This window comes from Janthinobacterium sp. PC23-8 (genome assembly GCF_002250505.1).
In the GTDB taxonomy this organism is placed as follows: domain Bacteria; phylum Pseudomonadota; class Gammaproteobacteria; order Burkholderiales; family Burkholderiaceae_D; genus Janthinobacterium.
Genome location: NZ_NJGY01000001.1, coordinates 1759453 through 1781586 on the forward strand (window position 1 = coordinate 1759453; position 22134 = coordinate 1781586).

Consider the following 22134-nt stretch of genomic DNA (forward strand, 5'->3'; position numbering starts at 1 on the left):
TCGATGAAGCCAGTCCGCCTTCCCGCCGCTGCCACACTCGCGCTGCCACGATGGGCCTTGTTCGCGCTTGGCCTGCTGTACATCCTGCCCGGCCTGATCGGCCGCGAACCGTGGAAGAACGATGACGCCGCCAGTTTCGGCATCATGTGGACCATGGCGCACGGCGGCCTGGCCGACTGGCTGTGGCCCAATATCGCCGGCATGTCGATGCCCGACGAAGGCCCGCTGGCGTTCTGGCTGGGCGCCATCTTCATCCAGCTGTTCGGCTGGATCGGCAATGAAGTGTTCAGCGCGCGCATGTCGACCATCGGCATCTTCGTCATCAGCGCGCTGTCGGTCTGGTACACGGCCTTCAACCTGGGTCGCCGCGGCGACGCCCAGCCGCTGCGCCTGGCTTTTGGCGGCCAGCCCGAACCGGACGACTTCGGCCGCACCCTGGCCGACGCTGCCGTCCTGATCTACCTGGGCTGCATGGGCCTGCTGACGCACAGCCACGACATCACGGCCGAGGCGCTGTATGTCTCGCTGATGGCCTATCTGTTGTACCGCGCGGTGCGCTACGTCGAACGCGCCTCGCCGCGCAACGCCATCCTGCTGGGCCTGGCGCTCGGCGGCCTGACCCTGACGCGCGGCTGGATCACGCCGGCGGCGCTGACCCTGTCATTGCTGCTGTGCTCGCTATTCCTGCGCCTGCCCCTGCTGCGCACCGTGGGCCACCTGGCGCTGGCGGTGCTGGTTGGCGCGCTGCTGACTCTGACCTGGCTGCTGCCGGGCGAATGGCTGCAACCGTACGGCCAGTCACCGCTGCAGGCCTGGATGGAATGGAATTGCCGCCAGTTCAGCCTGCCAGACCGCCGCAGCATGCTGTATTTCCTGCGCGTCGGCATCTGGTTCTTCTGGCCGGCCTGGCCCTTCGCCGCCTGGGCCGTGTACGCCTGGCGCCGCCAGCACCATGTATTGCATATCGTGGTGCCGCTGACCTTTGTCGCCATGCTGGCCTTGCTGGCCATGTTCCACCCCGACCCCGACCAGGCGCAACTGCTGCCGCTGCTGCCGCCGCTGGCCGTGATGGCCGCCTTTGGCCTGTTGACCATGAAGCGCGGCGCCATCAACGCCATCGACTGGTTCTCGGTGATGGTGCTGACCATTTGCGCTTTCGTGCTGTGGCTGTTCTGGTTTGCCGCCCTGAGCGGCTGGCCGCCGAAGCTGGCCCACAATGCCCTGAAACTGTTGCCAGGATTTAAGCCTGAACTGGGCCTGGTAGCGTTTTTTGTCGCCGCCGCCGCCACCGCCGGCTGGATCGCGCTGGTGCACTGGCGCATCTCGCGCCAGCCGGCCGTGCTGTGGCGCGCCGTGGTGCTGTCGTCGGGCGGCCTGATCCTGATCTGGGTGCTGATCATGACCCTGTTCCTGCCGGAACTGAACTACAGCAAGAGCTACGCCGGCGTGGCGCACCAGATTGCCATCCATCTGCCACAAGGCAAGGCCTGCATCACGACCAACGTCGGGGCGGCACAGCGCGCCTCGTTCGCCTACTACGGTCGCCTGCCGTTCGCCGGCGTCGACAACCCGCGCTGCGACTTGCTGCTGCTGCAAGACAGCAGCAGGAAACGCGAGGGCGCGGATCAGTTGCCGGAACACCATGGCGCCGACTGGATCAAGCTGTGGGAGGGCCGCCGCGTCACCGACGACGCCGAACGCTTCCGCCTGTACCAGCGCGTGAAATAAGCAGTAACATCAAAAACCGGGTGTCATGACCCGGTTTTTTTATGCCCGGCCCGCTTGCCGGTGCGATATTGGCACATCGCCAAGCTGTTGTTTGGTCTGCCTTTTTTTATGGCAGCGATGTTACAACGCCCGCCGACGGCGCTATAGTTGACAGCAGTATGTTGCCTTGCGGCATGTCAAATCGACATGCCGCCGCGACCTGCGCTACGCTCCAAACAATCGTCCGCCGCTGCCCTGCCCCGCAAGTCCGGCTTACCATCCGAGTCCTTCATGCCCTTTCTGTACCAACTCCGGCTTGCGCTGCGCAATACCTATGTCCGCCTGGCCCTGGCCGCTTGCCTGGTGGCCGGCGCGGCTGCCGCGCTGTACTTTTCCACTTCGGTTGCGCAAGACACCAGAGCCCTGCTGCGCTCGCAAAATATCGGCGAAATCACCGCCCTGCCGGCCCAGCGCGCGCGCCTCGAGTATTTGCTGCTGGCCAAGCCCTTGTCGGAAACGCCGCGCTACATCTTCAAGTTCAAGGATGCGCCGTCCATCCACGTGGTGAAAGTGCCGGCTACTTCGCATCTGAGCCTGGAGCGCGAAGTGCTGCTGAAACATGGCTTGCCCTACGCGATCGCCACCGATGCCTACCTCGCTTCGCACAAGGCAGCGCTGCAGGACGGCGACAATGGCCCGCTGGATGAAGCCGGCGCCTTTTTGCAGCGCCATGCGGTCGATATCGGGCTGGTGCTGTTGCTGCTGTGCGTGCTGAAATTCGGCATTCCCGGCATGGGCGTGAGCGCCAATGTGATCGCACCAGGCAAGCTCAAGGGCAGCCTCGACGACCTGATCGGCATGGATGACATCAAGCAGGAAGTGCTGCACCTGGAAGACATGATACGCCACCGCAGCGTGTACAAATCGCACAATATCGACAAGCCCTTCAATGTCATGCTGACGGGGCCAGCCGGTACCGGCAAGACCAAGCTGGCCGGCTACCTGGCCAAGCGGCTCGACATTCCCTTGATCCAGGCCTCGGGTTCGGCGCTGGAATCGGGCTATGTGGGCGGCGGCGCCAAGGCCCTGAACGCCCTGTACCGCAAGGCCTGCGCGCGCGACAGCTGCATCATTTTCCTCGACGAAGCGCAATCGCTGTTCATGCCGCGCGGGCGCGGCGAGCGCAAATGGGAAGACGATACGGCCAATACCTTGCTGGGCCTGCTCGACGGCGTGAAAAGCAGCGAAGGCGCGGGCGTGATCTGGATCGTCGCCTCGAACTTCGACGATGCGTCGAGCCAGATGGATGAAGCCATGCTGCGCCGCTTCCCCGTGAAAATCAATTTCCGCCTGCCCAACAAGGCCGAACGCGGCGCCCTGTTAAAGCATTTCCTGTCGCAAAAGGCCGAGGGCTGCGTGGACTGGGCGCAGCTGGACCTGGCGCAAGTGGCCGAAGTGACGGCCAATCTCAGCCCTGCCCTGCTGGAAACCGTGGTCGAGCGGGCCAGCATGCTGGCGATCCAGGAAAAACTGCTGATCGATACCGATTTGCTGTTCCGCGCCTTCGAGCGGGCCACCATCGGTCTGGCCGACCGCGCCGCCACGGCGGAAAAACAGGTGCAGCGCGAACGCATCGCCCTGCACGAGCTGGGCCACTTCTTCATGCAGATCGACCCGTATTTGCGCGCAGGCATGCCGCTTGCCGAGGTGAAACAGAAATCACACTTGCTGAAAATCAGCACCGAAGCTGTCTCGAAGATCGGTGCGCTCGGCTATGTGCTGTCGTCAGGCGACGACCTGTCGCTGCGCACCCTGGAAGAACTGGAACGCGACGTGATCGGCCTGTACGGCGGCGTGGCCGCCGAAGAACTGTTTTACGGCCCGCGCGGCATCTCGGTGGGCAGCCAGAACGATATCGAAAAAGCCACCACCCTGCTCGACACCATGGTCAACAAACTGTCGATGTACTCGCGCTCCAAGCTCGATTACCGCCAGCTGAAACACACACACGGCGACGAACGCACGCTGGCCCTGGTGGAAGCGAAGGCGGACGAACTGTACAGCTACACCTTGACCGCGATCGGCGACTACCGCAGCGCCATCGAAGCGATCAAGGTGGTGCTGCTGGAGCGCTATGTGCTGTCCAAGGATGCCGTGTTCGAGCTGCTCGAAGAGCAGCTGCGGGTCGCGTAAGCACCACCGGCATTATTCCGTCCCCAGCCCCAGATCCGTCGCCACTTGCTTGCGCAACAGATACTTCTGGATCTTGCCCGTCACCGTCATCGGGAATTCCTCGACAAAGCGCACATAGCGGGGAATCTTGTAATAGGCGATCTGGCCGTCGCAAAAGGCACGGATGTCTTCGGCCGTGGTTGCTTGCATGCCGGGACGCAAGATGATGCAGGCGCACAGTTCTTCGCCGTATTTGGCGTCCGGCACGCCCACGCATTGCACGTCGAGCACGCCGGGGTGGCGGTATAAAAACTCTTCCACTTCGCGCGGGTAGATGTTTTCGCCGCCGCGTATCACCATGTCCTTCGAGCGGCCAACGATGCTGCAATAGCCGTCGGCGTCGATCACGGCCAGGTCGCCCGTATGCATCCAGCGCGCCGCGTCGATCGCCTCGGCGGTTTTGTCAGGCTCGCCCCAGTAGCCCTGCATCACCGAATAGCCGCGCGTGAGCAATTCGCCCTTGTCGCCGCGCGGCACGATACACCCTTCGCCATCGATGATTTTCACTTCCAGGTGCGGGTGCACGCGGCCGATCGAGGACACGCGCATGGCGCGCGGGTCGTCGATGGCGGTCTGGAAACTGACGGGCGAGGTTTCCGTCATGCCATAGGCGATCGTGATCTCCTCCATGTGCATCAGCTCGATCACCCGCGTCATGACTTCGGTCGGACAGGGCGAGCCGGCCATGATGCCGGTGCGCAAGCTCGACAGGTCGTATTGTTTGAAATCGGGGTGGTCGAGGATCGCGATGAACATGGTCGGCACGCCATGCAGTCCGGTGCAGCGCTCGGCCTGCACGGTGTCGAGCACGGCTTTCGGATCGAACCCTTCGCCGGGAAACACCATCGCCGCGCCATGCGTGACGCAGGCCAGGTTGCCCAGCACCATGCCGAAACAGTGGTACAGCGGCACCGGAATGCACAGGCGGTCCTGTTCGGACAGTCGCATTGCTTCACCGATAAAAAAGCCGTTGTTGAGAATATTGTGATGCGTCAGGGTCGCGCCCTTGGGTGCACCGGTGGTGCCGGAAGTAAATTGGATATTCACGGCGTCATCGAATTGCAGCGTGCCGCTGACCGCTTCCAGCTGCGCCAGGTCGGCTTCGCTGATGCCCTCCATCAAGCGATCGAAATTATGCATGCCCGGCGTGGCGTCCTGGCCCAGGCGAATCACATGGCGCAACTGCGGCAAGCGGCTTGAACGCAACTGGCCGGCGCGGCTGGCGGCGATGTCCGGCACCACGTCTTGCACGATGGCCAGGTAGTCGCTGGACTTGAAGCTGGGCGACAGGATCAGGGCGCTGCAACTGACCTTGTCGAGCACGTATTCGAGTTCCGCGCGGCGATACGCGGGGTTGATATTGACCATGATCAGGCCCGCCTTGGCGGTGGCGAACTGGGTCAGCACCCATTCGGCGCAGTTTTGTGACCAGATGCCGATGCGCTCGCCCGGCTGCAGGCCCAGTTTCAGCAGGCCGGCCGCCAGCCGGTGCACGCGTTGTTGAAATTCGCCGTAGGTCCAGCGCACCTGCTGGTGCGCCACGATCAGGGCGTCGCGCTGGCCATGGCGTGCCGCGATGGCATCGAGCCAGGCGCCGATGGTCTCGCCGATCAACGGCGTCTCGTGGGCGCCGTGCACATAACTCATGTCTTGCATACCGTCTCCAGGTAGGGTGGCGCGACGCGCTCTGATGCTGACAAATCAGAAAAATTATAGCCCCATCGCCCGCTGGCATGCAGCACAGTTATCAATACAATAATAATCAGCGCACGGCAGCAAGCGTTGACGATGCAACTAATCCAAGCTCAGGTAAAATATTTGCACGCCGGCTCGGGAAGCTGGATAGTAACTTCCACCTGGCTCGCTTATGACTCAAGAATCTCCGCGCATTTCCGTTCTGCTCCTCGATGACGAAGCCATCGCGCTAGACCTGATCGCCCATGGCCTGGAACGCGAAGCCGACGTCACCCTGCGCTATGATGCGCGCTCGGAAATGGCGGTTGCCCTGGCGCGCGAAACGTCGGCCACCATCGTGCTGGTCGATCTGCGCATGCCGGGCGCCGACGGTTTTGACGTGATCCGCATGCTGCGCGGCAACCCCGCCACCGAACATATCCCGGTAGTGCTGCTGTCGTCCGAGGACGACCCGTCGATCAAGGTCAAGGCCTTTGCCACCGGCGCCAACGATTACCTGGTGAAATGGCCGGACCCGCGCGAACTGCTGGCCAGGGTGCGCTATCACAGCGCCGCCTATATCGCCCGCCAGCAGCGCGACGCCGCGTTCATTTCGTTGCGGCTGAGCCAGGAGGAACTGGCCGTGAGCCAGTCGGCCCTGCACCAGGCGCAAAAAATGGAAGCCATCGGCCAGCTGACGGGCGGCGTGGCCCACGATTTCAACAATGTGCTGCAGATTATTGGCGGCAATTTGCAACTGATCAAGCTGCTGGGCGGCGTCAGCGAAAAAGCCGGCAGCCGCATCGAGGTGGCGCTGGCCGGCGTGGAACGGGGCGCCAAGCTGTCGGCCCATCTGCTGGCGTTTGCCCGGCGCCAGCCGCTGCAGGCGCAACTGATCAATCCGGGCCAGGTGCTGCGCGACATGGGCGACATGATACGCCGCCTGCTCGACCCGCGCGCCGTCATCGACACCGATATCGAAGACGGCCTGTGGAGCACCATGGTCGACGCCAACCAGCTCAACAACGTGCTGCTGAACCTGGCCATCAATGCGCGCGACGCGATGGCCGCCGGCGGCACCCTGACCATGCGCGCACGCAATATCGCCGCCAGCGCGATGCCGCTGTCGGAAGTGGCCAATGCCGACTATGTGATGCTGGAAATTGCCGACACCGGTGTCGGCATGGACGAGACCGTTTTGCAGCGCGCCTTCGAGCCCTTCTTCACCACCAAGCCAACCGGCCAGGGCACAGGCCTGGGCCTGAGCATGGCCTACGGCTTCGTCAAGCAGTCCGGCGGCGAGATCATCCTCAAGAGCGCGCCCGGCGTGGGCACCAGCGTGAAGATCTTCTTGCTGCGCAGCGAACAACAGGCGCCGGTGGTCGAGGAAGCGCCGGTGGCGCCCTTGACGCGCGGCCTGGAAACGATTTTGGTGGTGGAAGACGAGGAAGAGGTACGCCGCTCAACCGTCGAACTGCTGTCGGCGCTCGGTTACAAGGTGCTGCAGGCGGCCCATGCGGGTGCGGCCCTGAACCTGGTGCGCTCGGGCATCCCGATCGACCTGGTATTTACGGATGTCATCATGCCCGGTGACATCAGCAGCCTGCAGCTGAGCGAGGCGGTGCGCGAGCATCTGCCCGACACGCAGATTTTGTTTACCTCAGGCTACGCGGAAGGTGTGCTGACCCATGAAGGGCGGCTCGATCCCGGCGTCAACCTGCTGCAAAAACCCTATACGCCCGATGTGCTGAGCAGCCGCCTGCGGCAGTTGCTGCAGCGGCGCCAGGCGGCACGCTGACCAGGTTATTGGGGACGCACATAGCGGTGCGAACCCGGTGGCGGTTCATTGAGCACGGCCCAGAAGATGCCCAGGTCGGCAATCGCGCGCACGAATTCCTCGAAGTCGACCGGCTTGACGACATAGGCGTTCACGCCCAGCTCGTAGCTGCGCAACAGGTCCTGCTCTTCCTTGGACGAGGTCAGCATCACCACCGGGATGCTGCGCAACCCCAGCGTATGGCGAATTTCCTTCAGTACTTCCAGGCCATCGATTTTCGGCAACTTCAAATCGAGCAGCACCACGGCCGGATTGCCGACCTCGCGTGCGGTGTATTGTTCACGGCACAACAGGTAGTCGAGCGCTTCGGCGCCGTCGCGGGCGATGATGACCTCATTGGCCAACTGGCTCTTGGCCAGGGCGATCAGGGTCAGTTCCAGGTCATGCGGATTATCTTCGACCAGTAAAATGGGTTTTAACATAGACTATCCTTGCGTAACAAAATCCTTGGGAAGACTGAATGAAAAAGTGGCGCCAAGGCCCGGCGTCGACACGGCCCATACCCGGCCGCCATGGCGCTCGATAATGCGGCGCACATTGGCCAGGCCGATGCCGGTGCCGGGAAAGTCTTCCATGCGATGCAGGCGCTGGAAGACGCCGAACAGTTTGTGCACATATTCCATATTGAAGCCGGCGCCGTTGTCGGCCACGTGAAACGCCACTTCCCGGGCGTTTTCGGTGGCGCTCACGACAATGCGCGCCACCTCCTGGTGGCTGGTAAATTTGACGGCGTTCGACAGCAGGTTGTACAGCGCCAGTTGCACGAAGGTCGGATCGGCCTTGATCGAGGGCAAGGCGCCGATATCCCACTCGACCTGCCGTTCGCGGGTGTCGAGCGCCAGCTTCTGGATGCAGGCGCGCACCAGCTCGGTCATATTCACCTTGCACGGGTGCAGCGCGGCGCGGCCCATCTGCGAAAAGCTCAGCAGGTCGTCCACCAGCTTGCCGGCCAGGCGCGCCGAATCCTTGATGTTTTTCAGGAAGCGGCGGCGTTTTTCCAGGTCTTCCGCGCCCGCCGTTTCCATCAGCAAGTCGGAAAAGCCGGCGATATGGCGCAGCGGTGCGCGCAGGTCATGCGAGACGGAATACGAAAACGCTTCGAGTTCCTTGTTGGCGCGGCCCAGTTCCTCGGCCAGCTCGGCCATCTGCTCGGCCCGTTCCAGCACGATGCCGAGCAAGGCGCCGCGAAACTCGACCGCCAGCTCGATCTCGCCGTCGTGCCAGGGCGCGCTGATGCCGTGGATGGTTTCGCGCCAGCTGGCAAAACTGCTGCGCGGCGTCAACTGCCCCTGCCCGCGCTTGTCCTGCGGTTGGCCGGCCCAGTCGATGGTCCGCACCACTTCCGGCCGGAACCACAGCAGATAATGCGGGTGGATGCGCGAAATCGACATCGACAGCAGGCCGCTGGCATTGCGCCTGCAGGCGAGCGCCGGTGCATGCAGGACGCTCAGCTGATCGGTATGAAACACTTCGGCATGGGCGTTCGCGCCCAGCCACCGCACCAGTTCACGCACCTCGTGCTCGTCGGGCGCGTCGCCGTAGGTCAGCACGCGGTCGTCGACGACGATGGCCGCGCCGCTGGCGCGGGCAAAGCGCAGCAGCTCGGGAAACACGCTGCACAGGCTGTCGGCAAAGTCGGCCTTGTGCTGCGACAGGCCCGCCAGCATGCTGACCATGGTGCGCCGCACTTCCAGGCGCAATTCCAGTTCGCCGGCATCGCTGCGGCTTTCGATGCGCAGCGCCAGAATTTGCCCCAGCTGTTCGCACACCGTGCGCTGCTCGAAGGCCACCGGCATCGCCGTGGCGTTATGACAGGAAATCAGGCCCCACAACTGCCCCTTGACGATCAGGGACACCGACATCGACGCCAGGGTGCCCATGTTGCGCATATATTGCAGGTGGATCGGCGACACGCTGCGCAAGGCGGCATACGACAGGTCATTCGGCGCTCCCGTGAGGGGGTTAATGGCCGGCACCAGGCGCGCCGGCACATAATGGGCGTCCTGGATCAGGCGTATATGGTTGAGCATGTACAGCTCGCGCGCCTGGCGCGGAATATCGCTGGCGGGAAACCGTTGTCCCAGATAAGAGCCGTAACCGTCGGCAAGGCTTTCGGCCAGTACATGACCATGGCCATCGCGGTCGAACTGGTACACCATCACGCGGCCAAAGCCGGTCACGTCGCGGATCTGCTGCGCGGCCAGCGTACTCATCTCGACGATATCGTGCACATCGTTGATTTTTAACAGAAAACTGCCCACCTTCGGATACAGGTGGCGGAAATCGGGCGGCGTGGCGCGGCTGACGGACTCGAACTCCAGCAGCAGCAGGCGGTCGAAAAGATGGGCCAGCACATCGAAATAGCGCTCGTTACCCACCAGTACCGTGCCCAGGTGCGTGGGTTGCACGCCCAGCTCGGTACGCGCCAGTTCGGCCTCCAGCTGCAAGGCGGCCCGCTCGCCCAGGATCGCCGGCAGTGCTTGCCCCAGTGCCTCGTCGCAGGCCACGCCCGTATGCTGCGCCAGGTTGGCCGAGGCCTGCACCACGCGCCGCTCGCCGTCTTGCGGCAGGGCCAGCAAAAAACCGTGCGGCTGGATGCTGCCAGGAATGCGAATCGGCTCCTGGTCGCACGAAGTAAGATTGAGTTGGGGCGGAACGGTGGCGGCGGGCATCATGGCGGGTATGTCGGCAACGCGGGCCGGTCAGGCGGTGGAAGTCACATTATTGTACTGGAGCACGATCAGCCGCGCCGCACAGGATGGGCGTGTTGTCCACTGGCGGCATTTTCAGCACGGCCTGTTTGGATTACCATGCAGACCAACGCGACGGCGCGCAGCCCCATACACAGCAAGGTCAACGGTGCAATCTTTACAACAGGGCTTTATTCTGACCCGCCACTGGCGCGATACCCGCGACGGCACGCAGGTCGATTTCTGGCTGGCGACCGATGACGGTCCGCGCCAGGTCAGCCTGCCGCCGCAGACCTCGGTGGCCTTTATTCCGGTTGAACAGCGTGAACAGGCAGAACTGCTGCTGCACGGCGAGCGCCATGCCGAGCTGCGGCCCCTGACCCTGTGCGATTTCCGGCACCGCCCCGTGCTGGGCCTGTATTGCAAGCAATACCGGCACTTGCTGAAGCTTGAAAAACACTTGCGCGCCCATGGCGTGGAGGTCTACGAAGCCGATATCCGCCCGCCCGAGCGCTACCTGATGGAGCGCTTTATCACAGCGCCGGTAGCGTTCGAAGGCGAAGCCGGGCAGCAGTTGCACCTGAAACCTGCGCCCGGCTACCGTCCCACCTTGAAACTGGCCTCGCTCGATATCGAAACGACGGCCCACGGCGAGCTGTATTCGATCGCCATCGAGGGCTGCGGCCAGCGCCAGGTGTATATGCTGGGGCCGAAAAACGGCGGCGACGAGGACCTCGACTTTGACCTCGAATACTGCGCCAGCCGCAGCCAGCTGATCGAGTGCCTCAATGCCTGGATGGAACAGCACGACCCTGACGCCATTATCGGCTGGAACGTGGTGCAGTTCGACCTGCGCGTGCTGCGCGAACAGGCGCAGCGCCACAGGGTGCCCCTGAAGCTGGGACGCGGCGGCGCGGAGCTGGAATGGCGCGAACACGGCGGCAAGCAGGAACATTATTTTGCGGCCGCCGCCGGCCGCTTGATCATCGACGGCATCGAGGCGCTGAAATCGGCGACCTGGAATTTTACTTCGTTCAGCCTGGACAACGTGGCGCAAACCCTGCTGGGCGAAGGCAAGTCGATCGACAATCCGTATCAGCGCATGGCCGAGATCGACCGCCGCTTTCGCGAAGACAAGCCGGCGCTGGCGCGCTACAACCTGAAGGATTGCGAACTGGTCACGCGCATCTTTGCGAAAACCGAACTGCTGACCTTCCTGCTGGAACGGGCCAGCGTGACGGGCCTGGCGGCCGACCGCAGCGGCGGCTCGGTGGCCGCCTTTGAACATCTGTATTTGCCGCTGATGCACCGGCAGGGTTATGTGGCGCCCAACCTGGGCGACGTGCAGGGCGACAACAGCCCGGGCGGCTTCGTGATGGATTCGCGCTCGGGCCTGTACGACTCGGTGCTGGTGCTCGACTACAAAAGCCTGTACCCGTCGATTATCCGCACCTTTTTGATCGACCCGGTGGGGCTGGTGGTGGGCACGCGCGAGGGTGAGGGCGAGGCCGATACCGTGCCCGGCTACCGGGGCGCGCAGTTTTCACGAGTTAAACATTGCCTGCCCGCCATCGTGAAGCAGGTGTGGCAAGGCCGCGAGGCGGCCAAGCGCGAACGCAATGCGCCACTGTCGCAAGCCCTGAAAATCATCATGAACGCCTTTTATGGCGTACTGGGATCGAGCGGCTGCCGCTTTTTCGATCCGCGCCTGGCCTCGTCGATCACCTTGCGCGGCCACGACATCATGCACCGCACGCGCGAGCTGATCACCGGACAAGGCTACCAGGTGATCTATGGCGATACCGATTCCACCTTCGTGTGGCTCAATACACGGCATGACGACGAGGCGGCCGGCAAGATCGGCCGCGCGCTGGTGGCGCATGTCAACGACTGGTGGAAGCAATATCTGCGCGAAACATTCAATCTGGACAGTGCACTGGAACTGCAATTCGAAACCCATTACCGGCGTTTTCTGATGCCCACCATCCGCGGCTCGGAAGAAGGCAGCAAGAAGCGCTATGCCGGCCTGGTCGGCAAACCCGACGGCAGCGAAGCGATGGTCTACAAGGGCCTGGAAACGGTGCGCAGCGACTGGACCCCGCTGGCCCAGCAATTCCAGCAAGCCCTGTATTGGCGCGTCTTCCAGCGCGCGCCCTACCAGGACTATCTGCGCGACTATGTGGAACGCACCCTGGCTGGCGAACACGACGCGCTGCTGGTCTACCGAAAGCGCCTGCGCCGCCCCCTGGACGACTACCAGCGCAACGTGCCGCCCCATGTGCGCGCCGCGCGCGCGGCCGACGCCTATAACCTGGCGCAAGGGCGGCCCCTGCAATACCAGAACGGCGGGTCGATCAGCTATGTGATCACGCTGGCCGGCCCCGAACCGCTGGAGACGCAGCGCTCGCAGATCGACTACGAACACTATCTGACGAAACAATTGCAGCCGGTGGCGGACGCCATACTGCCCTTCCTCGGCGACGATTTTTCGAAGCTGATTTCACGCCAGCACGATTTGTTCTGAAACGATTTTGCTTGCCTTGTCGCAGCCATGAGGTAATATCGGCGCCTGCCCGGCCTCGGCCACAGGCGCAAGCCACGGCACAGGCGTAAAATACGCCATGGCGAAAGAATAAGAGCGGTACCAGTACACGAAGATGCGCCCCGGCCCGGATGGTACCGGCTGCAGTGGCGCATACTGCACCGATGTTGAACCAGCAAGCACGGCGGCCTCGCTTGCCCCTTGCCTGTTATTTTTAGATTGAATACACCATGACCGAGATCACGTCCTTAAGAGACATTCCGCAAAAAAACATCTTCCGCAAAGGCGATACCTTTGTGCTGTTTGGCGAGCTGTTCGGCCGGGGCTATGTCAATGGCCTGCTGGACGAAGCACGCAAGGCGGGCATGAACATCGTCGGCATGACGGTCGGCCGCCGCGATGAAAACCTGGCGCTGCGCCCCTTGAACGCGGAAGAGCTGGCCGAAGCCGAAGCCAACCTGGGCGGACGCATCATCAACGTGCCGCTGATGGCCGGTTTCGACCTCGACGCCCCCGCCGGCGAACCGACGCCAACCGCCCTGCTGGCCGACCTGACCCTGAAAAGCTGGCAGGAAGACAAGCTGGACTGGGAAAAGATCGCACGCTCGCGCGCAGCCGGTACGGCCCGCTTCACGGCCTCGGTGGCGCAAGCCATGGCCGAGCTGGACAGCCTGATTCCTGACGGCAGCAATGTGTATTTCGCCCACACCATGGCCGGCGGCATTCCCAAGGTCAAGGTCTTCCTGGCCATTGCCAACCGTATCTACAAAGGCCGCGGCGAGCGTTTCATGTCCTCGCGCGCCCTGCTCGACAGCGACCTGGGCAAGCTGATCCTGATGAACTTCGACGAAGTCACCGCCAACACCCTGCAGCACCTGATCGATGGCAGCGCTGCCATCCGCGCGCGCATCGAGCAGGCCGGCGGCCAGGTGCGCTACAGCGCCTACGGCTACCACGGCACCGAGATCCTGATCGACGGCAAGTACCAATGGCAAACCTACAGCAACTACACCCAGGGCCTGGCCAAGATGCGCCTGGAAAACGTGGCCAGGGCTGCGTGGGAACAAGGCATCAAGGCCACCGTCTTCAACTGCCCTGAAATCCGCACCAACTCGTCCGACATTTTCGTCGGCGTGGAACTGTCGCTGTTCCCCCTGCTCGACGCCCTGAAAAAAGAAGGCGGCGGCGCCTGGGCCGAACAGCAATGGGAGACCTGCCAGGCCCTGCTGGAAGACGGCACCTCGCTGCAAGACCTGCTCGACCGCATCGCCGCCTACAACGGCGACGCCACCAGCGTCCACTTCCGCAACTTCGCCGCCTGGCCGATGGACAACACGCCGGAACTGGCCGAAGTCATGATCGGCACCTCCGACGACATCACCAAGCTGCACAAGGACCGCAAGGAACTGATCACCGACCACCTGAGCTCGCTGGTGCTGGAAGGCACCGGCCCGCTGATGTTCCACGAAATGTCGGACCCGCAAGCACCCGTCATCTGGCTCAACCACGACATCATCGCGCGTCAGCTGAGCGCGGTGCATAATCCGGCCTGAGCTGCTGCGGCCCCTGTCACGCCGCCGTGAATGCATGTTTTGCATGGTGGCGTCAGCTTGCAGCAAACCGTATAAAAGGTATGCCAAGCAAAAAACTTGCCGGAACCGGATAAATCAGTGATAATGCCTCTCGCGTTGCCGGGATGGCGGAATAGGTAGACGCACGGGACTCAAAATCCCGCGCTGGAAACAGCGTGCCGGTTCGATTCCGGCTCCCGGCACCACGCACCAAATTCAAGAAGTACCGAAAAAGCCATAAAATCCAATGTTATCAAGGGTTTAGTGGCTTTTTTTACGTCTATGCCATCCTGCTTTCTACCGATTAAACCCGACAAAAACCACTAGCGACTACGCCATGATTACGCCAAATTGGAGAGGTCATGGCATCATTCAGAAAACGTTCAGGCGGCTGGTGCGCAGTAATTGCAGTACTTGGCGCACGCGAATCCGAGACATTCAGCACCAAGGCTGAGGCAATGGCTTGGGCTGCCGAACGCGAAGCCCAGCTGCGCCGCAACGACGCTTCAGGCATAGTCTTGGGGAAAACCTGGCTGCAGGCATTTGAGCGGTACCGTGACGAAGTTTCCGTCCACAAAAAAGGCGCGCGTTGGGAAACCATCTGACTGGCGGCGATCGCAAGGCACCTGGTCGCCGGCAAGATGCTGGGCGAACCTCATCGCTGAAGTTACGCCAGACATTTTGGGACAGTGGCGCGACATGCGCCTCAAAACAGTATTGGGGTCGACGGTCAATCGGGATCTCAATCTGATTTCGCATCTTTTCACCACTGCCCGCCGCGAATGGAAATGGGCCGCAAAAAGCCCCACTGCTGATGTGCGCCACCCTACTCGGCCCGTGCGACTTATTTCAATGTGTCAGATGAAAGCCGCGATGCGCTTGCAAGCGCAACCTCTCCGATTCTTCTGCCCTTGCCTCCATTTGTTGACGTACGCTTCAATAAAAAAGTCCCCGGATCTCCAAATGTCGGCACTGACCCCGAAGTGAGGGAGTCAGGCGGAGATGTGGAGGGTGCCGATGATGCCGGCGGCGAATGAGCTGCCGATGACGTCGCTGGCGTAGGCGGGATTGGATTTGAGGATTTCGGCCCAGTTGGTCGAGGCCTGGTCGGACAGGCCGTTGTTGCCGCCCACGGTGTAGACGCCCGAGGCGCTGCCGGCGGCGGAGTAGGCCGACAGTATGCCCTGGTCCGTCGCCTGCGGCGCCGTCTGCGAGGTGTCGGCATTGCTGCCGGCCTCGGGCACGGCGATGGCTTCCTCACTCGTGCCGGCCTGCTCCAGGGTGCCCAGCAGTCCGGCGGCGGAGTACACTGCGCCGCTGCCAGCGCCACTGCCACCGCCCAGCATGGCCACCACGGCCGACTCCTCCGACAGTTCGACCGCCTCCGATGACAACGCCGCCGCTTCCGCGTTGCGCGGGACGGCCACCGGCGCCGACCCGATCGGTCTGCTGGTATAGCTGGCGGCGGGGTTCAGGGACACGGTCATGGTCTTGCCAATATAGCCTATGAATTTCCACTGTTCAAGAAAAAGGACGCCGCAGCCTCCCTTTCTGGCGTCTTGCCGTACAGCGCGCATGTCGGGCCAGTCGCTGCGAAGTCGAATTTCAACCAACTTGACTGTGGTCAAAGGCTATCGTGGATTGCTCATGATTAATATAGGAACACGTAGCATGAAAGTGTACAGATTTGACGGTACTTCCTGATGCCGTCAAAAAAGTACCATCACGGGAGAAGGCATGGCGCCCGCCCATCGCCAGATGACGGCGGGTTTTTTGTTTTGCGGGATAGCGGCAATCGATGCCGATGTCGTTTTGGCCCGCCTTGCTGCCTTTCCTGTAGCTGACTTCGCAGCGCCTGACGCTGTCATCCATTCTTTTTGACAACGTCACCTGGCCATGTTCGCCATAACTGCACTGTAACCATTTCCCTTCGGAGAAACGCCCTTCCAGTTGATAGACGAGCAGCGTTTGCCCTTTTTCCTTGCGCTCTGCCGTGGGAACCAGTTCTCCCTGGCGTTGCGGTGGTCCGTCGATTGGCGCCGCCGAGTTCAGGTAGAGCGCGCTGGCGATATACGTAGTCCAGCCGGCGGGCGAGGGGTCGAGTTTGATGGAGGTGGCGGCAATACTGGTGGGGCAGACGGATGATAACGTGGCGCCAGCGAATGCGGGAAAGCAGAAGCAGGCGACACCGGCCATGATGGCCTTGAGCACTGGTGAGCAATGATTCAGCATCGTGGCGCCTATTCGATCACGAAAAAGGCATCGGCATTGTTACTGGGATCGTTATACAGACGTTCTTGTGCATTTTGCGCTCCCCGATATGAAGAAGCGCCTTACGGTAAAGCTCGGTAGCGAGGCGCCGTTTGAAGAAAAACAAACTACCGGCGATTTCACGGCCTGCGCGTCAGGGTCGGTTGCGGCAGCATCGCGTCATTCTTGGCTACCGCTCCTTATCGCTCTTCGCGGTAATACTCGCAGCCATCGAAGGTCGTGCGCAGCGCCTGCCGCAGCTGGGCGTAGCGCTCGGGCGTGAGGTTGAAGCGCACATCGATCTGGCCGTCGTCATCCATCTGCATGGCGGCTTCGGCGTCCATCTGCACCGACAAGCGATTGGCGTGCAGAATCACCGCGTGCATATGGCCATACCACGAAAATTCCTGGCCGCAGTATTCGACATAGGGCGCGTCCATGCCGAGCGCCACATCCTGTTCATCATACTGGCCGGCGCGCTGGAACATCAGGTAGACCGGTTCGCCATGGGCGGCGGGTGCGGCCAGGGTGGTGTTCAAGCCGTCATCTTCTTCAAGGACAGACAGTTCGGTGGCGGTAAATCCTGCGGACATGGCGTACTTTCATAAAATCGATGCCGCCACCATAGCGCAATTGGCGACTGGCGAATAGCCGCATTTATAATTGACTGCCACCTATTGACTGCAGGAGCTCGCCTTGTCCACGCCTTACACCACCCGTCTTGCCATTCCCGATGTCGCCACCTATTGCCAGCTGCGCAGTGCTGCGGGCCTGAGCCCCAAGACGGCGCAAGCGGCGGCAAAGGGACTGCCGAACTCGCTGTTCGCGGTACAGGTGCTGCAGGGCGAGCTTGTCGTCGGCATGGGCCGCATCATCGGTGACGGCGGCTGCTTTTACCAGGTGGTCGATATTGCCGTGCTGCCGGCGCACCAGGGCCGTGGTTTGGGCAAGCTGATCATGGGCGAAATCAGCGCATTTATTGCCACCGAGGTGCCGGCCAGCGCCTATGTCAGCCTGATCGCCGATGGCCAGGCGCAAGACCTGTATGCGCAGTTCGGTTTCACCCACACGGCACCAAAGTCGGTGGGCATGGCGCTCAAGCGCTAGTACATCAGGCATGGCGGCCACGGGTGCGCCTTGCTATAGTGTCGGCAACGCGTTCCGACGCCACACCGCCTGACCTTGAAACCTGAGAGTGACCATGCTTTACCTGCTCGCCATAGCGACCGTCGTCGCGCTGCTGTATTACGTTTTCCGCGACCGTACCGCCGTCGAGCCGCTAACGAAAGCATTGTTGTCGATACGCGAGTATGTGCCGGCAATACCACCCGGCGCACCAGCCCAGCACTGGACCGATGGCGGGCGCTATGTCTGCGAAGTGGACAACGACGCGATGTACCAGCCGGCCATCGCGAAACTGGCCGGCGAACACGGCCCCGGCAATGCCGATGAAAAATGCCTGGCGCTGCTGGTGTGCGACGATGGCAACCCTTTCCAGGACAAGGCCATCGCCGTCTTTATCGATGGCCAGCTGGTCGGTTACCTGGCGCACCGCGATGCGCTGCGCCTGCACCGCAACCTCGGCCATCTGGACCTGGCCGGGCAATTGACTTCGTGCGACGCCGTGATCCGTGGCGGCGGGCTATGGAATGGCAAGCGCTTGTCGTATGCTGTCTGGCTTGATTTATCCCCCCTTTGAGGGATCTTCCCGCATTACCACTAGCCAACTAAAAAGCCGCCCCTCCTTGCGGATGGGGCGGCCTTTGATCGGCAAAACCGCTCAGGACATTACACGCGTTGCGCTACCGCATCAACCACGCACAGGGCCGTCATGTTGACGATGCGGCGCACGGTGGCCGATGGCGTCAGGATGTGCACGGGCTTGGCGCAGCCAAGCAGGATAGGGCCGACCGCGATGCCGTTGCCGGCGGCGGTTTTCACCAGGTTGTAGGCAATGTTGGCCGACTCGATGTTCGGCATCACCAGCAGGTTGGCGTCGTGCTTCAGGTCCGAGTTCGGCATCAGCTTGTGGCGCAGCTTGCTGTCCAGCGCCGTGTCGCCATGCATTTCGCCGTCGATTTCCAGGTCGGGCGCGCGTTCCTTGATGATGGCCAGCGCGGCGCGCATTTTTTGCGCCGAGGCGCTGTCGCTGGAACCGAAGTTCGAGTGCGACAGCAGGGCCGCGCGCGGCGACAGACCGAAGCGCGTCATCTCTTCGGCGGCCATGATGGTGATCTCGGCCAATTGCCCGGCGTCCGGATTTTCATTGACATGGGTGTCGACCATCACCAGCTGGCGCTCGGGCATGATCAAGACGTTCATGGCGGCGTAGACATTGCTGCCGGCGCGCTTGCCCAGCACCTGGTCGATATATTTCAGGTGCAACTGGGTGGTGCCGAAGGTACCGCAGATCATGCCGTCGGCATGGCCTTTATGGATCATCATCGAGCCGATCAGGCTGTGGCGGCGGCGCATTTCCAGCTTCGCGTATTCCTCGGTGACACCCTTGCGGCTGGTCATCTCGTAGTACGTGGTCCAGTAATCGCGATAGCGCTCATCGAAATCCGGGTTGATGATGTCGAAGTCGATGCCTTGCCTGAGGCGCAGGCCGAACTTCTGGATGCGCGTTTCCAGCACCGCCGGACGGCCCACCAGGATGGGACGCGCCAGTTTCTCGTCGACCACCACTTGCACGGCGCGCAGCACGCGCTCTTCTTCGCCTTCGGCGTAGACGATGCGTTTCAATTCATTCGCGGTTTTCTTGGCCACCTGGAACAGCGGCTTCATGAAGGTGCCGCTGCGATAGACGAATTGCTGCAGGCTGTCGGCGTACGCTTGCAGGTCGGCGATCGGACGCGTGGCCACGCCCGACTCTTCGGCCGCCTTGGCCACCGCTGGCGCGATCTTGATCAAGAGGCGCGGATCGAAAGGCATCGGAATCAGGTATTCGGGGCCGAACGACAGGCTGGTGAAACCGTAGGTGGTGGCGACGATGTCGGACTGTTCGGCGTGCGCCAGTTCGGCGATCGCATGCACCACGGCAATTTCCATCTCGCGCGTGATGGTGGTCGCGCCGCAATCGAGGGCGCCACGGAAAATGTAGGGGAAGCACAGCACGTTGTTGACCTGGTTCGGGTAATCCGAACGGCCGGTGCAGATGATGGCGTCGCCGCGCACGGCTTTCACGTCGTCCGGCTGGATCTCCGGATTCGGGTTCGCCAGCGCCAGGATCAGCGGGTTCTTGGCCATGGTCTTGACCATGTCCTGCTTGAGCACGCCGCCAGCGGACAGGCCGAGGAAGATGTCGGCGTCGGGCATCACTTCGGCCAGGGTGCGCGCGTCGGTGTCGCGTGCGAAACGTTCCTTGTCCGGATCCATCAGTTCGGTGCGGCCCTTGTAGACCACGCCGGCCAGATCGGTGACGAAAATGTTTTCCAGCGGGAAGCCCAGATCGACGATCAGGTCAAGGCAGGCCAGGGCGGCGGCGCCGGCGCCCGAGACCACCAGTTTGCAGTTCTTGATGTCCTTGCCGACATACTGGATGCCGTTCATGATGGCCGCGCCGACGATGATGGCGGTGCCGTGCTGGTCGTCATGGAAGACGGGAATCTTCATGCGCTCGCGCAACTGGCGTTCGATATAGAAGCACTCGGGCGCCTTGATGTCTTCCAGGTTCACGCCACCGAAGGTCGGTTCCAGCGAAGCGATGATGTCGACCAGTTTATCGGGATCGAGCTCGTTGATTTCGATATCGAACACGTCGATGCCGGCGAACTTCTTGAACAGCACGCCCTTGCCTTCCATCACCGGCTTGGCGGCCAGCGGGCCGATATTGCCCAGGCCCAACACGGCGGTGCCGTTGGTAATCACCGCCACCAGATTGCCGCGCGCCGTGTATTTGTAGGCGTTGGCTGGATCGATGACGATTTCTTCGCAAGGCGCAGCCACGCCGGGCGAATAAGCCAGCGCCAGGTCGCGCTGGTTGGTCAGTGTCTTGGTAGGCGTCACGCTGATCTTGCCGGGGCGCGGAAACTCGTGATATTCGAGTGCGGCCAGGCGCAATTGTTGACGCAATTCTTCTTTTTTATCAGATGACGAATCCATGCTGTGCTGCCTTCCTGTTTGGTCGATCGGGGTGTTTGCGATTTTATCAGACCGATACTTTCAATTAGCTAGGTATTTTCCGCAAGCATAGTCTGATATCACGAAAGCGTATAACCCCTTCATTGTAAAGGCCGCTGCCAGCACAAACCGGAATAGCATCAAAAACTATTGAATATGAAATATCGATAATTTTCTACGATCAAAACCTTCTGGCCCGACATTTTCTTCGATCCTGCACGATCGACTTCCGGCAGGACGAACGCTATCAGCGCAGCCTGGCGCCAGGCGCAAAGCGCAGCGCGATCAGCAGCAACAGCACCACACCTGCGGCCATGACCATCCACGCCTGGGCCAGGCTGGATGACTGCTGGCGGATCAGGCCGGCAATAAATGGCATGCTGCTCGCAATGATATAGCCGCCGCCCTGCACAAAGCCCAGCAGCGCGCCAGCGCCAGCCGGGTCCGTCACATGGTCCATGCTGACGATCAGCGACAAGGGAAACAGCGCGCCGATGCCGCAGCCCAGCAGTATCACGGCCGGGATCGCCAGCAGGCCGGGCGCGACGATCAGGCAGGCCAGTCCCAGCAAGACGGACAGCAGCACCGCCAGCAGCAGCGGGCGGCGGTCGGGATAACGGTTGATCACGCTCGACACGCATAAACCGGCCAGCACCTCCACCAGGGTCAGTGCGCCCAGCAGCAAGCCACTGTGCGCCGCGCTCCAGCCCAGTTCGGTATAAAACGGCGGCAGCCAGGCCAGCACCAGGGTGTAGGCGCCGGTGCCGATGCCAAAGAACAGCATCAGCAGCCAGGCGCGGCCGCTTCCCGTCGGCAAGCTCGCGCCTGCGCCAGCGGACCCCTCGCGATGGCCGCCCGCCGCCCGCCGCCACAACAGCAGCGCAGCGGCGGCCGGCAGCGCCCATAGTGCCAGCAGCACTTGCCAGCCCAGGCTCTGGCCCAGCGGCGAAGCCGAGGCGGCGGCAATGGCCGCACCACCCATGATGCCGGTCGTATAAAAACCCATCAGCTGGCCGGCGCGCTCGGGAAAACGGCGCTTGATAAAGGCCGGCAGCAGGGCTTGCACCAGCGCGATGCCCAGGCCACCGAGCGCGGCTGTGGCAATCAGGCCGGCGCTGCCGTGCAAGGGCCAGCGCAGGGCGCAGGCGAGCGCAATGATGGCGATGCCCAGGCCCACGCCCCGCACCGCGCCTAGGCGGCGCTGCAACTGCGCACCGCCCAGCGCACAGACACCCATGGCAAATACGGGCACGGTGGTGAGCAGGCCGGCGTCCGCGCTGCTGATGCCGGTGCTGGCCTCGATGACGCCCAGCAAGGGGCCGATGGCGGCCAGGATGGGCCGCAGATTAAGACCAAGCAAAATGATGGCGGCGACGAGCAGCGCCGTGGAAAAGGAATGCTGCGCTTCGGTTCGAGATGACATGGATAGTCCTTGCCTCGCTGGGAGGCACATGGTTTAATATTCGATGAAAACTAACTTAATGAGAAGTATCTTAACATGAAGATTAA

16 protein-coding genes and 1 tRNA gene are annotated in these 22134 nt (G+C 62.2%); 9 read left to right on the forward strand and 8 right to left on the reverse strand.

Translation table 11 applies throughout. The annotated features are described in order from the left end of the window. The first annotated feature begins 3 nt into the window (after nt 1–3). Entirely contained in the window at nt 4–1728 is a 1725-nt protein-coding gene (locus CD932_RS07570; RefSeq protein ID WP_094442096.1) for a glycosyltransferase family 39 protein, read from the forward strand. A 270-nt stretch (nt 1729–1998) separates the two neighbouring features. Beyond that, entirely contained in the window at nt 1999–3900 is a 1902-nt protein-coding gene (locus tag CD932_RS07575) for an AAA family ATPase (protein ID WP_094442097.1), read from the forward strand. A gap of 12 nt (nt 3901–3912) precedes the next feature. Here CD932_RS07575 and CD932_RS07580 read toward each other — a convergent pair whose 3' ends face one another. Next, entirely contained in the window at nt 3913–5595 is a 1683-nt protein-coding gene (locus CD932_RS07580; protein WP_094442098.1) for an AMP-binding protein, read from the reverse strand. Nucleotides 5596–5806: 211 nt separating this feature from the next. On the opposite strand from CD932_RS07580, the gene CD932_RS07585 reads away from it, so the two are divergent. Further along, entirely contained in the window at nt 5807–7411 is a 1605-nt protein-coding gene (locus CD932_RS07585) for a response regulator (protein WP_094442099.1), read from the forward strand. 5 nt (nt 7412–7416) lie between these two features. Here the strand turns inward: CD932_RS07585 and CD932_RS07590 are convergent, their stop codons facing one another. Further along, nucleotides 7417–7872, reverse strand: a complete 456-nt coding sequence (locus tag CD932_RS07590; RefSeq protein ID WP_094442100.1) for a response regulator — start codon at nt 7870–7872, stop codon at nt 7417–7419. Nucleotides 7873–7875: 3 nt separating this feature from the next. Further along, nucleotides 7876–10125 carry an ATP-binding protein gene (locus tag CD932_RS07595; protein WP_254926501.1) on the reverse strand — a complete coding sequence of 750 codons (2250 nt, stop codon included), beginning with the start codon at nt 10123–10125 and terminating at the stop codon, nt 7876–7878. 184 nt (nt 10126–10309) lie between these two features. Between CD932_RS07595 and CD932_RS07600 the strand changes: the two genes are divergently transcribed. The 4 genes from CD932_RS07600 to CD932_RS28100 all read left to right on the forward strand — a co-directional run bounded on the left by CD932_RS07600 (nt 10310) and on the right by CD932_RS28100 (nt 14858). Further along, entirely contained in the window at nt 10310–12664 is a 2355-nt protein-coding gene (locus CD932_RS07600; RefSeq protein WP_094442101.1) for a DNA polymerase II, read from the forward strand. 248 nt (nt 12665–12912) lie between these two features. After that, nucleotides 12913–14235: a hypothetical protein gene (locus CD932_RS07605; RefSeq protein ID WP_094442102.1), complete on the forward strand. Its 1323-nt coding sequence runs from the start codon at nt 12913–12915 to the stop codon at nt 14233–14235. 137 nt (nt 14236–14372) lie between these two features. Continuing rightward, nucleotides 14373–14459: transfer RNA gene (locus CD932_RS07610), tRNA-Leu, on the forward strand. Between the two features lie 156 nt (nt 14460–14615). Further along, on the forward strand, nt 14616–14858 hold the full coding sequence (locus CD932_RS28100; RefSeq protein WP_141213203.1) for a hypothetical protein: 243 nt from the start codon (nt 14616–14618) through the stop codon (nt 14856–14858). 387 nt (nt 14859–15245) lie between these two features. Here CD932_RS28100 and CD932_RS28105 read toward each other — a convergent pair whose 3' ends face one another. From CD932_RS28105 to CD932_RS07620, 3 genes are all read right to left on the reverse strand, one after another. Next, the gene (locus CD932_RS28105) at nt 15246–15734 is read right to left on the reverse strand and encodes a hypothetical protein (protein ID WP_176460910.1); all 489 of its coding nucleotides are present in this window, start codon (nt 15732–15734) and stop codon (nt 15246–15248) included. Nucleotides 15735–15858: 124 nt separating this feature from the next. After that, nucleotides 15859–16485, reverse strand: a complete 627-nt coding sequence (locus CD932_RS28115) for an STY0301 family protein (RefSeq protein ID WP_141213206.1) — start codon at nt 16483–16485, stop codon at nt 15859–15861. Between the two features lie 218 nt (nt 16486–16703). Further along, a complete protein-coding gene (locus tag CD932_RS07620; RefSeq protein WP_094442104.1) occupies nt 16704–17096 on the reverse strand; it encodes an Imm10 family immunity protein in 393 nt (130 codons plus the stop codon). A gap of 103 nt (nt 17097–17199) precedes the next feature. Between CD932_RS07620 and CD932_RS07625 the strand changes: the two genes are divergently transcribed. Then, complete coding sequence (locus tag CD932_RS07625; protein ID WP_217907242.1) at nt 17200–17610, forward strand: GNAT family N-acetyltransferase; 411 nt, start codon at nt 17200–17202, stop codon at nt 17608–17610. Nucleotides 17611–17704: 94 nt separating this feature from the next. Then, nucleotides 17705–18202, forward strand: coding sequence for a hypothetical protein (locus tag CD932_RS07630; RefSeq protein ID WP_094442105.1), 498 nt, complete (start codon nt 17705–17707; stop codon nt 18200–18202). An 89-nt stretch (nt 18203–18291) separates the two neighbouring features. Here the strand turns inward: CD932_RS07630 and CD932_RS07635 are convergent, their stop codons facing one another. Together CD932_RS07635 and CD932_RS07640 are read right to left on the reverse strand one after the other, a co-directional pair. Beyond that, a complete protein-coding gene (locus CD932_RS07635; protein WP_094442106.1) occupies nt 18292–20607 on the reverse strand; it encodes an NADP-dependent malic enzyme in 2316 nt (771 codons plus the stop codon). 265 nt (nt 20608–20872) lie between these two features. Next, nucleotides 20873–22048 (reverse strand): MFS transporter, encoded by a 1176-nt coding sequence (locus tag CD932_RS07640; protein WP_094442107.1) that lies wholly within the window; start codon nt 22046–22048, stop codon nt 20873–20875. Between the last annotated feature and the right edge of the window lie 86 nt (nt 22049–22134).